This is a genomic window from Halopseudomonas salina (genome assembly GCF_014637955.1).
Lineage (GTDB): Bacteria > Pseudomonadota > Gammaproteobacteria > Pseudomonadales > Pseudomonadaceae > Halopseudomonas > Halopseudomonas salina.
This window is the reverse complement of sequence record NZ_BMFF01000004.1, coordinates 163,716-176,069: the sequence shown is the minus strand read 5'-3', so window position 1 is coordinate 176,069 and position 12,354 is coordinate 163,716. Positions and strand designations below refer to the sequence as shown.

The 12,354-nt window shown below is 56.7% G+C and carries 13 protein-coding genes; 5 read left to right on the top strand and 8 right to left on the bottom strand.

Features of this window, described 5'->3' with window-relative positions:
* Position 1 precedes the first annotated feature (1 nt).
* The 3 genes from tusC to IEV54_RS10850 are packed head-to-tail and all read left to right on the top strand — an operon-like array spanning position 2 to position 998.
* Entirely contained in the window at positions 2 to 355 is a 354-nt protein-coding gene (gene tusC, locus IEV54_RS10860; RefSeq protein WP_150276977.1) for a sulfurtransferase complex subunit TusC, read from the top strand.
* Entirely contained in the window at positions 352 to 663 is a 312-nt protein-coding gene (gene tusB / locus IEV54_RS10855; protein WP_150276978.1) for a sulfurtransferase complex subunit TusB, read from the top strand. Before tusC ends, tusB begins: the two co-directional genes overlap by 4 nt.
* Complete coding sequence (locus tag IEV54_RS10850) at positions 660 to 998, top strand: TusE/DsrC/DsvC family sulfur relay protein (protein ID WP_223825390.1); 339 nt, start codon at positions 660 to 662, stop codon at positions 996 to 998. The genes tusB and IEV54_RS10850 overlap by 4 nt, the downstream gene beginning before the upstream one ends.
* Positions 999 to 1,008: 10 nt before the next feature.
* Here the strand turns inward: IEV54_RS10850 and IEV54_RS10845 are convergent, their stop codons facing one another.
* On the bottom strand, positions 1,009 to 2,964 hold the full coding sequence (locus tag IEV54_RS10845) for a CASTOR/POLLUX-related putative ion channel (RefSeq protein ID WP_150276979.1): 1,956 nt from the start codon (positions 2,962 to 2,964) through the stop codon (positions 1,009 to 1,011).
* A 97-nt stretch (positions 2,965 to 3,061) separates the two neighbouring features.
* Here IEV54_RS10845 and cls point away from each other — a divergent pair, with 97 nt between their 5' ends.
* On the top strand, positions 3,062 to 4,504 hold the full coding sequence (gene cls / locus IEV54_RS10840) for a cardiolipin synthase (protein ID WP_150276980.1): 1,443 nt from the start codon (positions 3,062 to 3,064) through the stop codon (positions 4,502 to 4,504).
* Positions 4,505 to 4,633: 129 nt separating this feature from the next.
* On the top strand, positions 4,634 to 5,002 hold the full coding sequence (locus IEV54_RS10835; RefSeq protein WP_150276981.1) for a DUF6746 family protein: 369 nt from the start codon (positions 4,634 to 4,636) through the stop codon (positions 5,000 to 5,002).
* An 83-nt stretch (positions 5,003 to 5,085) separates the two neighbouring features.
* On the opposite strand, the gene IEV54_RS10830 is transcribed toward IEV54_RS10835, so the two are convergent.
* From IEV54_RS10830 to IEV54_RS10800, 7 genes are read right to left on the bottom strand one after another with little or no spacing between them, the layout of a single operon-like run.
* Positions 5,086 to 6,627: a phospholipase D family protein gene (locus IEV54_RS10830; protein ID WP_150276982.1), complete on the bottom strand. Its 1,542-nt coding sequence runs from the start codon at positions 6,625 to 6,627 to the stop codon at positions 5,086 to 5,088.
* A gap of 58 nt (positions 6,628 to 6,685) precedes the next feature.
* Entirely contained in the window at positions 6,686 to 9,301 is a 2,616-nt protein-coding gene (locus tag IEV54_RS10825; RefSeq protein ID WP_150276983.1) for an ankyrin repeat domain-containing protein, read from the bottom strand.
* A 14-nt stretch (positions 9,302 to 9,315) separates the two neighbouring features.
* Positions 9,316 to 10,074 carry a TonB family protein gene (locus IEV54_RS10820; protein WP_188434429.1) on the bottom strand — a complete coding sequence of 253 codons (759 nt, stop codon included), beginning with the start codon at positions 10,072 to 10,074 and terminating at the stop codon, positions 9,316 to 9,318.
* Entirely contained in the window at positions 10,074 to 10,508 is a 435-nt protein-coding gene (gene exbD / locus IEV54_RS10815) for a TonB system transport protein ExbD (RefSeq protein WP_150276985.1), read from the bottom strand. The genes IEV54_RS10820 and exbD overlap by 1 nt, the downstream gene beginning before the upstream one ends.
* Positions 10,509 to 10,510: 2 nt before the next feature.
* Positions 10,511 to 11,419: a MotA/TolQ/ExbB proton channel family protein gene (locus IEV54_RS10810; RefSeq protein ID WP_188434427.1), complete on the bottom strand. Its 909-nt coding sequence runs from the start codon at positions 11,417 to 11,419 to the stop codon at positions 10,511 to 10,513.
* Between the two features lie 11 nt (positions 11,420 to 11,430).
* On the bottom strand, positions 11,431 to 11,769 hold the full coding sequence (locus tag IEV54_RS10805) for a winged helix-turn-helix domain-containing protein (protein ID WP_150276987.1): 339 nt from the start codon (positions 11,767 to 11,769) through the stop codon (positions 11,431 to 11,433).
* On the bottom strand, positions 11,769 to 12,317 hold the full coding sequence (locus IEV54_RS10800) for a hypothetical protein (protein WP_150276988.1): 549 nt from the start codon (positions 12,315 to 12,317) through the stop codon (positions 11,769 to 11,771). The genes IEV54_RS10805 and IEV54_RS10800 overlap by 1 nt, the downstream gene beginning before the upstream one ends.
* Between the last annotated feature and the right edge of the window lie 37 nt (positions 12,318 to 12,354).

The following is a 12,354-nucleotide window of genomic DNA, read 5'->3' as shown; positions in this document are numbered from 1 at the left end:
TATGAAAAGTGTGCTGATCATTACCAGTCGACCGCCGACGCATATCGCCGCCCGGGAAGCCCTCGATCTGGCCCTCGCCTCCGCCGCCTTTGGCGTGCCGACGGGGTTTCTCTTTATGGGTGATGGAGTACTGCAATTGCGCAAGGGCCAGGATGCCAGCCTACTGCAGCAAAAGTCCCTGACCGCCAACCTGGGTGCTTTGGACATGTATGGAGTAGAAGACATCATGGTTTGCCGTCACTCCCTGGCCGAGCGCGGCATGAACATCAAACAATGTTCACTGGCTGCAGACTGTGTGGATAGCGCTCAAATCGCTGTTTTACTGGAACATTACTCGGAGGTTGTCTCCCTGTGAGCGCGCCGTTGCTGCATATTCTCCGCCATTCGCCGTCCGCTAACAGCTCGCTGGCCAGCTGCAAGCGGGTATTGGCGAGCGGACAATCAATCTTGTTCACCGAGGACGCAGTTTACGCTCTTCTACCCGGTTCTGCGGCCTTGAGCAGCATCGGTCTGCTACCGGGCGATGTGCGCCTGTATGTGCTGGAGACGGACCTGCTCGCTCGAGGTCTGGCGCTCGACGACCTGCCCTCGCGAGTGCAACCCACAGGCTACGCCGGTATGGTTAGACTCTGCGAACAGAGCAGCAAGGTGATCAGCTGGTGACGCAGACAATACAGATCGGCTCGAAGAATGTAGCGCTGGATCAGGAAGGCTTTCTGGTCGATCTGAACGACTGGTCGCAACCCTTGGCGGCTGAGCTGGCGCGCCTTGAGGGCATCGATCTTACCGAAGAGCACCTGGAGGTGGTTCTGGCACTCCGGCAGTTTTATCAGCGCTATCAGCTTTCTCCAGCCATGCGGCCGCTGGTCAAATATATTGGCCAGGAACTGGGCGCCGAGAAAGGTAAGAGCATCTATTTACTCAAGCTGTTTCCCGGCAGCCCTGCCAAACTCGCAAGCAAGATTGCCGGTCTGCCCAAGCCTGATAATTGTCTGTGAAGATTAGGTATCAAGGCAGTGTTGTTAGAATAACCAGCTCATCGCCAACCTGAAGCTTGAGCGGAATATCCCTGGGAGGATTAAGTTGCAGACGTCGGCCCTCGCCGTCAGGGGCATTCCGGTAGATGCCCAGAGCGGTTTCGCCTTGCAAACCAGCCACAGCTTCCAGATCGGCAAAGGTATTGACGCTCTGCATCGGGTATTCGCTCTGGTCTCGATAAAGAATTTCGGCTCCGCCCACGGTAAAGAGCTCCTCGAATACCAACCCAAGCTCGCGTCGTTGAGCAACTTGCGCCATGAGATGACTGAGAATCATCGGACTTATGATACTTTCGCTGCGGTTACGCACCACCAGCTCTTCATTTGCAGGATCACTCAATTCCAGCAACAGCTGAGGTCGTTTTCTGCGCTCCTTCAGCAACTCATCCACTGCCATATAACCGACCATGGCTCTAGCGTCGGCTTCTTCACCCGAGTCGAGCCGGTCGCTTGATACCAGCAGAATACTGTCCCACTCGGTTTGCAGTATCTTTCTCAACGTCGTCTCGGCCATGAAGTCCGCCTGCAGGTGATTACATGGCACTCGCTGAGCCTGCTCACTGTATTGCACCAGCTCCTCACGCTGGGCCTCGGCGTCCAGCGTTGAAACCATCATGAGCCGGAAGTTCTGTTCACCATAGGTTGCAAGCTCGTGCACCAGAGCTGGCAGACGGCGGTTCCAGCCCAGAATAAGTACTGACTTCTTGATTGCATTCACAGCAACCAGGTCCGAATTAATCTGCTCTTTCCGCTCCCAGGCCCTGGTGAGACTCTCACTTACCTGTATCGGATCAGCATCCTCATACTCGCGGGCCAGCATTACCAGGCTGTCACCCGCTCGCAGGCGTTCGCTGGTCGGTGCGTTGAGCATCGGGATTGATCTCTCCCCTTCCCTGCGCACCAGACCGAGAAGCACTGCACGTGGACATCGTGAAGCAATTGCCGCTAATGTCTGCCCCTCACAGCCAGCACTGGAGCGCAGGTAAATCTCGTTGCCATCGTGCACCGACATGACTTCGCCGTAGAATTCCGGGAGGCCAGGATGCAAGATGGCCTGTGCCATCAGACGGCTGACTATTGCGTCGCTGGCGATAATTTCCAGTGGCCCCGGGTAGGCCCGGCGCATGACGTTAAGTTTGCGAACGTCTTCGATCTCGGCAACGACATAAGGTAAAGGCTGACCGCTATGTTGGCCTTGGGCGTGTAGGGTCAATAAAGCCTTGATGGTTTCCATATCGCCGGTCACAAGCGTACTACCGCCCTGTGACCGCCCGGGAATCATGACCACGGCAGCCTGCAAACAGGCGACCCGGTGCAGTGCGTCGGGGTGCAGCGGCGTACCTGAGCGCAAGATGATGTCCTTCACCCTTCGACCGACGCCGGGTGTATCGCGCAGCTCCTGACTGCGCTCGGTGTTGACGATATCGGAGAGAATGACCAGCCGCAGGCGGCGAGTATCGAGAGATTTGAGCAGACGCTGAATACCTCCAGCGGTATCCATGATTTCCTGCACCAGGGGAATGGTCCGGTTTGTCCAGCCCAGGATTACCACGTGATTGCTGATGGTGACCGGTGTCAGGCCCTGTTCCAGCACCCCCATCTTACTGATCAGCCACCGGGTCATGATGGCTACCAGTGTACCCATGAACAACACATACCCGACAACGGTCAATACAGTTGAAATGACTCGACGCCAGGTTCCCACATCGTCGCCAAGATATCCGGGATCGGTAAGTCGCAGAAATGCCCACCACACCGAATCTGCCAGGGGCATGTCAGCCGCTGCAGAGGGCCAGGCCAACCAGCCACCAATCAGCGAAATCAATCCGATAAAAAGTGCTACCACCAGCAATTGATAATGCACCCCTTTGATTAACTGGCGCTCGAGGATGTAGCGCAGGCGGTCTACCAGCGTGAAGGGCAGCATAAGAATTTCCGAATAGGTCAAAATCTTACAAGCGTACATAAAGCCTGCTAGATTGACTATCTGCAAGCCTGCGGCCAAATTATGACAACGGAATTTGATGGATAACCTGCAAAACATCTTCGCGCTTTTTGCCATTGCCTTTTACTGGCTGTTCTCGGCAGCGGTCACTGTCCGTGTCATCACCCGCCGCAGACCCGTAAGCGGCACCCTTGCCTGGTTGCTGGTTATTTATGTAATACCGCTGATCGGCGCAGTGCTATATCTGATGATTGGTGAGATGAATCTGGGGCGCCGACATGGCAGGCGTACCAGCGCGATGATCGACCCTTACCTGCACAACATCAATCAGCGTTTTGTACGCCCCGGTGCTGAATTGCCCGGTGGCCCCCTGGCCCTGGGTATCCACCAGTTGCTGATCGCGCGAAACGGGGTGAGTGCGCTGGGGTATTCGAATATGCAGTTGCTCGCCACGCCTGAAGCTATTTTTCAGCAATGGATGAGTGACATCGAGCATGCCACTGAAAGTATCCGGGTGGTGACCTATATTTGGCACCCTGGGGGTCGGGTTGACGATATTACCCAGGCTCTTATAGCCGCGAGCCAGCGTGGCGTTCGGGTATCGTTGCTTATTGACCACGCGGGCAGTCGGAAATTTTTCCGCTCACGCTGGCGTAAAAAAATGGTTGAGGCGGGTATAGAGGTGGTGCCGGCTTTACCGGTGAAGCTGCTTCGTGCCCTCGCTCACCGTATAGATCTTCGCATGCACCGCAAACTCTGGATCATTGACGACCGCGTCGCCTATACCGGCTCGATGAACATGGCCGACCCGCTGAGCTTCAAACAGGGCGCCGGGGTCGGTCAATGGATCGACCTCATGCTGCGCTTTGATGGTCAGGCAGCCCCCGGTTTGTCCAAGGTCTTTGCCTGGGACTGGGAAGTGGAAACCGGCCTGCGCGATCTGCCACAGCATTACCCCACCTCAGAGAGCTGGCCCAACTGGCTTTCTGTTATTCCCTCTGGCCCGGGAGTCGGGGAAGACCTTATCGGCCAGGCAGTGCTCTCTGCGATCTATCGTGCTAATACCAGTATCACCATTTGCACTCCCTATTTCGTGCCCTCAGAGGCGATCTTCGATGCACTACGCCAGGCAGCAAGGCGTGGTGTTGACGTAAACGTGCTACTGCCCAAGCATAACGACTCAATCATGGTGGGATGGGCCAGTCGCTCCTATTTCGAGCTGCTGTTGGAGTCGGGTGCGCGAATTCACCGGTTTGAAGGTGGTTTGCTGCATAGCAAGGCAATGCTGATTGACAATGAAATGGCGTTGGTTGGCAGCGTCAACCTGGATATACGGAGTCTCCAGCTCAACTTCGAACTGACTGTTACTTTGTTTGGCGGGCCACATACCGCCGCCGTTGGGCACTTGATTGATGCCTACCTTGAACGCAGTGAACTCCTGACCCTGGCCTCATGGAGAGGACGTAGCAAAAGAGCAAAGGTGCTCGAACGGCTGATGTTCTTCATGAGCCCGCTGCTCTGAGGCTCCTACAGAGTTGCCCAAGAACCCAGTTAGAAGTTGGCTGAATTTCACAAATGAGACTTGTTATCATCAAGAATGGCTGATAAATTCCAAATGCGACTGTTTATCATTCATATTGAGAGGTACGTAATGCGCATTTATCTGCTGCCCCTGACCCTGACTGCCGCTTTGATGTCCCCCACCATTGCCCACGCAGAAGAGGTAAATCACTACCAGGCCAAATCAGCTGATACGCTGGAGCAGGCTTTGGTCAACTTTACCGAATACAACGACCGTCTCAAGCGATTGCTGGCCGGCGATCTGAATGGTAGTGACCTGGCCCAGGTCCACGAGCTCACCTACACGCTGGAAAATGCGCTGGCAAAAATTGACGCAGAAGTTGAAGACATGGCCGAGTCACTGGAAGAAGTTCATTTGGCATCCGAACGGGCCGACTCCGAAGCAGTGCGTAAGCATGGCACTGCCTACCTTGGAGCAGCAAAAAAACTGATTAACTAGCTGTCATTTGAAACTGAGGGTGCCTCAGCGGAGTCGCTGACTCCGTGGGGCATTCTGGTCTCTGTGTCCTTTACAGGTAGGGGTTACATCTGGCTTTCAATTGGCAGCCACCCGAGCAACCAGGCCTTGAAACGGCGTACATTCCCTGCCTCTGGTTCTGATGTCCAGTGCCTGTTCTGCGCGTGCCATTCCAGACTGCCCTGCTCGCTCAGGCGTACTTCGAAGGCATAGGCATCGGAGGTCCAGCGCATGAACAACTCCGCCAAACGTTCTGCAAGCTCCCTCTGATAAACCATCACGCCAGCTTCCGTGTTGAGTTTGATAGAACGTGGATCGCTATTGATTGAGCCAACAAACAGCTTGTGCCTATCAAACACAAAACTTTTTGCATGCAGACTCGCCTCGGACTCACCGATAAAAGCGCTGGGGTCCGGCTGCCGGCTGCTCCTGGGCTGCAGTTCCCAGAGCCTCGCACCACCTTGCAGCAAGGGTTTGCGATATTGGGCGTAGCTGCTGTGTACCGCCAGTACATCGGTTGTAGCAAGTGAATTGGTCAACACCGATACCTTTGCTCCCTTACTCACCATTGCGGCCAGCAACTCCACACCGCGCTCACCAGGAATAAAGTACGCTGATTTCATCAACAACTCGGAGCGTACATCCTGTAAATGATCAGCCAGGATACGAGCCAGAAAAGGCTCCTCGCTGCGAATGGATTGGGCGTTGGCCTTGCCTGGCGGATCTGCAAGCCATTCGGATTCTCCCCAATACAGCTGCAGGCTGCCTTCCTTCAGGGAAGTGCTGAAAGATGATTGTTCCATTGCCCGGGTATAGGGCTTTTGCTCTTCCCGTAGCCGGTGTGATACCAAATTTTTGCGGGTAATATTCAAGGCGCCCTGTTTGCCGTTCTCATGCACCACGCTGGCAGGGATAGCGTTAGGGCTGTTCCAGAAAGCATCAAAGCTAATTGACGCCTCCTGACCGATCGGGCCAATCCCCAATAGATCAATATCCTGAAAGTCCCTTTCACTCAGTGCGAAGTATTCATCACCGATATTACGTCCGCCCGTGATTATCGCCAAATTATCGGCAATCATGAGTTTGTTGTGCATGCGATTGTTGATGCGGCCAAATTCAACGATTTTACTTGGCATGCTGAGCCAGGGATTACGGATTCGCACTGGATTGAACAGTCGCAACTGGATGTTGATGTGCCTGTCCAGCGTGGTAGCAGTCTCGTCTGATAAGGCATTACCCACATCATCCAGCAAGATACGCACACGGACGCCGCGATCCGCTGCCGCAAGAATCCGTTCGGCGACGAGCCCTCCGGTGACGTCGTTGTTGTAAATGTAATACTGGAGGTCGAGGCTGGTACGGGTCGTATCGATCAGGTGCAGTCGTGCCGATAACGCGTCGACACCTCGATCAAGCATGTAAAAGCCGGACATGGCCTTGCCCTCGGCCGGTTGCTTTCTCATGTAGGTGCCGAGCAAGCCGTGGGCTGGAGCATCAATACGGTAGCTCGGGGGCACATCATGGTCGGGCAGCGGTGTGGCGCAGGCCGTCAAACCCGCAAGCAGCGCACAAACGCAGCCGACCATTACATATTGTTCAAGGCGCATGGCGCTCTCATTATTATCGGGTGATGATCCTATCGTATCACCCGACCGGACACTCCCCCTATTCCGTTACTACCAACTGGTATTCCGTGCGCAAACCTCCGCGTGTATGCACAACCACATAACCGCGCCCGGCTGGCGTGAAACCCTGCGTCAGTGCTGCGCTGTACAGAGCACGCCAGGTACCCTCCACATCGTTACGCTGGGTATCAAAGTCAACGGTAAGTACCTGCTGGGCGTCAACTTTATCCATCACAAAACCGCTCACTGAAGGCACCCCAGAGGCATCTACTGGAAAGCTTACAGTCACCGGCAAGTTGTCCGGAGTTACCGCTGACAGGTCCGCGAAGACCAGCGTGAGAGGGCCATCTATCTTGACCTTGCCACGGCGGGTCGCAGCCGTGCCGACGGTACGGGCCAGCGAGCCAATATCATTACGCAAACGTTTGGGCGAAAGATTGTATGCACGGCCAAACAGGTCCATTGCAGGACGTTCGACGAGGGCGATCTCATATATCACCCCATCATCGCGCAGCGGCAGAATGTCCCCGGCACGGATATTCACCGGCTTTTGCTGACTTACCGGCAGCGGCTTGTAGACCTCCCTGCAAAGAGGCTCCTTGAATGCAGCACGCTCGCTATCGCTCAATTTTGGATTGGCATCCAGAGCATTGCAGACCTGCTGGTGATAACCCTTCCATAGCTGCCGTGCCGCGCCCGCATCAAGCAAAGTGGTAATCATGCTCGCCTCCGCTTCCCGTGCAGCCATCAGCAGTGCCGTTCGCCGGCCACTTGCAGCCTCTTCCCTGTCGGGGCCACCCACACCTAGCCCCGGGGACTGAGTTGTCTGGCGATGCACATCGGCGCCGCTACCGAGCAGCAGCCGGGCACTGTCCAGCTCATTGAGCTGTGCCGCCGCCATCATCGGTGTCTTGCCCCAGGCATTGGCGTCATTCACATCAAAGCCGGCATCCAGCAATAACCGCACGTTTGCAGGCGTCTCCAGGGCGGCAAGCAATGCCGGGCTCGCGTCGGGGCCCAGTCCGCGTTGACGACCCAGCGTATCTGTTTCGTAGGCGATAAAATCCCGCACCACGTTCTGTGGTGCGTTGTTGAGCAAGACACTGTACAGCGTGGCGAAATTGCGTCCGCGCTCCAACTCACCCGCGGCCGGTGCCATCGCAAAACGTGGCTGATAATTCGCGCCAGGGGCTAACGGCAAGCCAGGAGCTTGATCCGGTGCACTCAGATTCTCAGTGGCCCGGGCAAATGTCTCGTGGAACAGCAAATCAGCCGAGGCGCGTGCCTCCGAGTCCGAAAGGCCTTGAGCAGCAAACATTTGCACCAGCTCATTGTGAGCTGGCTGCAGCATGGGCATCACCCGCCGGTACATTGCCTTGTTGCTAAGGCTGCGCTCCGACCAGGCAAAAAACGCATCCATTGCCGCATCGTTGCGTTGCCGTACAGCTCCCTCACGGCCGAAACGGCTGAGTGCATCGGCACCCAACAAAGGCAGGTTAAGCAATGTCCACTGACGTTCTTTCCAGGTCTGAAAATTATCGCGACGCTCGTGCTGCGCGTAACCCGGCAAGGGATCCCCCGCCAGCTTGTCGAGCTCGGCCTGCAGCTGTGCGTAGGAGGGCATTCCCGCCAGGGTGTTGGTGCGCGGCGGCGTCAGATAGGTCTGGAACAGACACAGCGGCTGCACCGTCTGCCCCTGCAGCTCGTACAACCCACTGTAAGCCGACTCACCACGCGCTGCAGGCGAATAGAAGCCCCAGGTTTCGTTAACCATAACCAGTGTGCGCCCGTCTAGGGTAAATACGTCGATCGAACCATAGTCTCCCGTTTGCGATGACGAGGCATGGGCGCGGCCGCCATAATTGGGCTGCTGGGCGATCCACTGGGGCATGGTGCGGTGGCCGAGAATCGCCTGACCATTGACGATCAGCACACGGGAGCGATTCTCGTAACCGGCATAAGGCCCGGCGTTGTAAACATCAACCTGGATTTCGCTGCCGTTGATATTGGCCGAGGTTTTCGGGGCGTGAGTGCCTGCCAATAACGTCACACCTGCCAGGCGCGAAGCTGAAGGGCGGCCATGCCGCGCCAGATCATTATTCAAATCGGCCGTCATGGCTGAGCACAACGCGGGATCGCGGCTGTCTGCCAGCCGGTAAGTTACGTAGGAGGCGTAGGCATGGGGCTTGCTTTGGGCCTGGGGTTGAGCTTCTGGCCAGGATGCCAGCTCCCGGGAACGTTGCCGATACAGCGATTGCAGGCAGCCTATCGCCTGACTATCGGCTTGTATTTCGGTACTGCTCTCCTGGCCCAGGCCGCAATGCCCTGCCCTGCCCAACAGCCATTGGCGATGATTTGCTTCAAGCAACAGAGCCCCGGCCATATCTGTCGCCTGTACCCGGGCCCGGTGCTGTTCATGGAGCTGGCGGTCCGCCAGTGACAGGTCATCACTGGCGCAGATCTGCCGATGCACTGGCGGCAAGGCGCCGCCGCATTCGAAGCTGGCCTTGGTTGTAGCGCGCTCGGTTGGCAAGCTGGGTGGCGGTGGCGTGTTGTCCACCGGGCCGGCAACGGGTTGTCCGGCACAGCCACTGAGAAAGGCCACCGAAACCGCTGTCGCCAATAGCGCAGCGTTGGAACGTGTTAGGTATAGCATCGAGCGACCTCCTGTTACTTGATGAATATGACGGTGCCATAGATCGTGTACTGGCTCGCGCCTTCATTGGGTGGCGGTGGAAACGGTGCTGCCTGAAGCACCGCACGTTCAGCAGCCTGGTCCAGCACATCGTCGCCACAACGGTCTATCTCGTAGGACACCATCTTTCCCTGGGCATCAACTACCACCTCATAGGGGATACGGCATTGACGCTTGAAGTCCTCTGGATCGCCCTTATAGCCCGGTGGCGGTTTGTATGAGGAGCCGACTGGTCGCACAATTTTCGCAGTCACACGACCTTTAACCGTGTCGGCATATCCCGATGGCGCCATACGTGCACGTGTTGGCGCGTTGGCCGGTGGTGCAGGTGGAGCGCTCCATTCGGTATTCGCTCCGAAAGAGTGCACAGGTGGCCCAGCGGGCTTAGGTGTCGCTGGCTTAACGACCGGCTGGGGGCGCGGTTTGACCGGTTCGGGTTCTGGCTCAGGTTCTGGCTCAGGTTCAGGTTCAGGTTCAGGTTCAGGCTCGGGTTCTGGCTCGGGTTCTGGCTCAGGTTCAGGTTCTGGCTCGGGTTCTGGCTCAGGCTCAGGCTCAGGCTCAGGCTCTGGAGGGATTTCAACCAGCTCAATTGCCACCGCCTCAGGTTCGATGATCATCGGTCTGGCGAGGTGTCCGCTCGCAAGCCATGCCACCAGCGCAGCATGCAACGCCAGTGACAGCGCAATCACCAGAATCCGTGCGGCCCAGCCCAGCTTTGTCGTAGAGCGACTCATCAGGGTTCCAGCTCTTCCGATGCAACCAGGCTGATACGCGTGTATCCGGCCTTCTGCAGCGTATTCATGACGCGCATCAACGTCCCGTAGTCAACCGCTTGGTCACCACGCAGGAACAATCGTGTGTCCTGTTGCCCTGAGGTCACACCGCGAACAAGCGCCTGTAGCCCGTCGATGGTGACTTCCTGTTCCTGCACGAACAGCAGACCGTCAGCTTGCACGCTCACGTAGACCGGATCTGCAGGTGGAGAGCTGGGCGCGGCAGCGTTGCTGGGCAAATCTACCGGCACATCCACTGTTGCCAGCGGAGCTGCCACCATGAAAATGATCAGCAATACCAGCATCACGTCAACAAAGGGCGTGATGTTCATCTCGGCATTCTGCTGGTAATTGTGTCTCTTAACCGTAGGCCCTGAATTGAACTGGATCGACATGATCAGCGCACCTCGTCCAACTGACGGGAAGTGGTTGCCAGCATCTCGGCCGAGAAGTTATCCAGGCTGCCGACAAAATGATTAATGTCACGGGCAAACTTGTTAAAGATCATCACCGCGGGTATTGCCGCGAACAGGCCCAGTGCCGTAGCCAGAAGTGCCTCGGCGATACCAGGAGCAACGATGGCCAGGCTGGCGGTTTTCATTGTGGCAATACTGGCGAAGCTGTTGAGAATGCCCCATACGGTACCGAACAGACCGATGAAAGGAGCAGTTGCGCCTATGGTGGCAAGTACGCCCATCATGCTGCCCAGGCGCGCCATGTCACGCTCCTGCGGGATACTGGCAGTCAGGGACATGCGCTGCAGCAAGCGATTTATCTGATCGGCATCAGCCTTGCGATCGGACCCGAAACGACGAAGCTCGCCCTGGGCTACCTGCCACATACGCCCCATGGCGCTGGAGTCGGACTGCTCGTGCATGGCCGTTTTGTCATCATTGCGGAACGCTGCCAGAAAACGCTGGTTGGCGCGTTTTGCGCGGGCAAAAACGACTAGCTTTTCGAACAGGATCGCCCAGGTCGCCAGGGAACAGAGCACCAGAAAAATCATCACCGCCTTGACCACCACATCGGCCTGGAAAAACATCTCCTTCACACCGAAACGCTCGGCTGGAGTCATCGTCGTCTGGGTAGGCGCTGTTGCGCTCTGTGCTGGCTGGCTCAATTGTCCAGCTTCAACGGCCGGAGCAGCTGTGGCGGCGTTTGTCTGTTGGCTCGCCTGCTCCTGTTCGGCCTGGGCAACCACCAGATTGGCAGTCAGGCCGGTCACGCCCATAAGAATCACGAGTGCCGCAAGACGCAGACGGGTCTGCCAGCGGTTGGCGGGGGCGTGAGGGTTGGTGGTCTGCATAGAAAGCTCCATTATCTATTGTTATGGGTAGAGGTAGTGGGGACATCAGGTTCAAGTGTTTCCAGCGCAAGGATGGCGTGCAGCGCCGCAATATAGCCGGCGAAGGCTTCGCGACCCTTGGCGCTCAGGCAGACCCGTGTGCGCGGTTTCTTGCCTGCAAAATCTTTTTTGATAAGAACGTATTGGGCGCTCTCAAGGGTATTGAGGTGCGCTCCCAGATTGCCGTCGGTGGTGTCGACAATCGATTTCAGAGAGACGAACTCGAGCCATTGATTTGCGCCCAGCGTATTAAGGGCAGCCATGATCTTCAGGCGGATAGGTTGGTGGATGATCTCATTGGGTGTCTGCATTACAGGCGCCTCAACCAGATGCCGAAAGCGATGAAGCTGCCACCGTAGACAGTGGTCATCCACCACCAGAAAACCGGTTGAAAGAATACAAACCCCGTCATCAACAGTACGGCCAACCAGCCACCGATAAACAGATAACGGGGCCGCATCTGTACGCCGCGCATCACATACAAAGCGGACACAAACAAAGGGGCCACCATGGAGCCCTGCTCGGGGGTGAGCGGCCACATGACCACGTGGATAAGAACCATAAAGGTGAAAATAGCGCCGATCAGTACCAGGTAGCGCCAACTGATACCCGGTATCTCGCTGGCCGCGCGGCGAGCCAACAACATGCCAGCGCCCATGGAGAGGGGAACTACGATGAGCCAGATTAACAGAATGAAAGCTGGGAAAAATCCCGAAAGAGCAAAGCCAACCGCGTGAGCCAACCCCCACAGCAGGAGCTGGTCGGACTCTGCACGGTAATCCTGGAACCCGGCGGCGCGTGCCTTGATGGCATCAATCTCGCGCAACGCCCGTGCGGCTTCTTCAACTGAAGGCGGCATGAACACTCTCTTGTTTTATTCTTTGCAAAGCACTCTA

Excerpts from the sequence above, each read along its gene's own strand:
- IEV54_RS10805 (WP_150276987.1), bottom strand. The coding sequence starts at position 11,769 with ATGCAGACACCCAATGAGATCATCCACCAACCTATCCGCCTGAAGATC.
- IEV54_RS10820 (WP_188434429.1), bottom strand. The coding sequence starts at position 10,074 with ATGAGTCGCTCTACGACAAAGCTGGGCTGGGCCGCACGGATTCTGGTG.
- IEV54_RS10845 (WP_150276979.1), bottom strand. The coding sequence starts at position 2,964 with ATGCTGCCCTTCACGCTGGTAGACCGCCTGCGCTACATCCTCGAGCGC.
- IEV54_RS10800 (WP_150276988.1), bottom strand. The coding sequence starts at position 12,317 with ATGCCGCCTTCAGTTGAAGAAGCCGCACGGGCGTTGCGCGAGATTGAT.
- cls (WP_150276980.1), top strand. The coding sequence starts at position 3,062 with ATGGATAACCTGCAAAACATCTTCGCGCTTTTTGCCATTGCCTTTTAC.
- exbD (WP_150276985.1), bottom strand. The coding sequence starts at position 10,508 with ATGTCGATCCAGTTCAATTCAGGGCCTACGGTTAAGAGACACAATTAC.
- tusC (WP_150276977.1), top strand. The coding sequence starts at position 2 with ATGAAAAGTGTGCTGATCATTACCAGTCGACCGCCGACGCATATCGCC.
- IEV54_RS10835 (WP_150276981.1), top strand. The coding sequence starts at position 4,634 with ATGCGCATTTATCTGCTGCCCCTGACCCTGACTGCCGCTTTGATGTCC.
- IEV54_RS10825 (WP_150276983.1), bottom strand. The coding sequence starts at position 9,301 with ATGCTATACCTAACACGTTCCAACGCTGCGCTATTGGCGACAGCGGTT.
- IEV54_RS10810 (WP_188434427.1), bottom strand. The coding sequence starts at position 11,419 with ATGCAGACCACCAACCCTCACGCCCCCGCCAACCGCTGGCAGACCCGT.
- IEV54_RS10830 (WP_150276982.1), bottom strand. The coding sequence starts at position 6,627 with ATGCGCCTTGAACAATATGTAATGGTCGGCTGCGTTTGTGCGCTGCTT.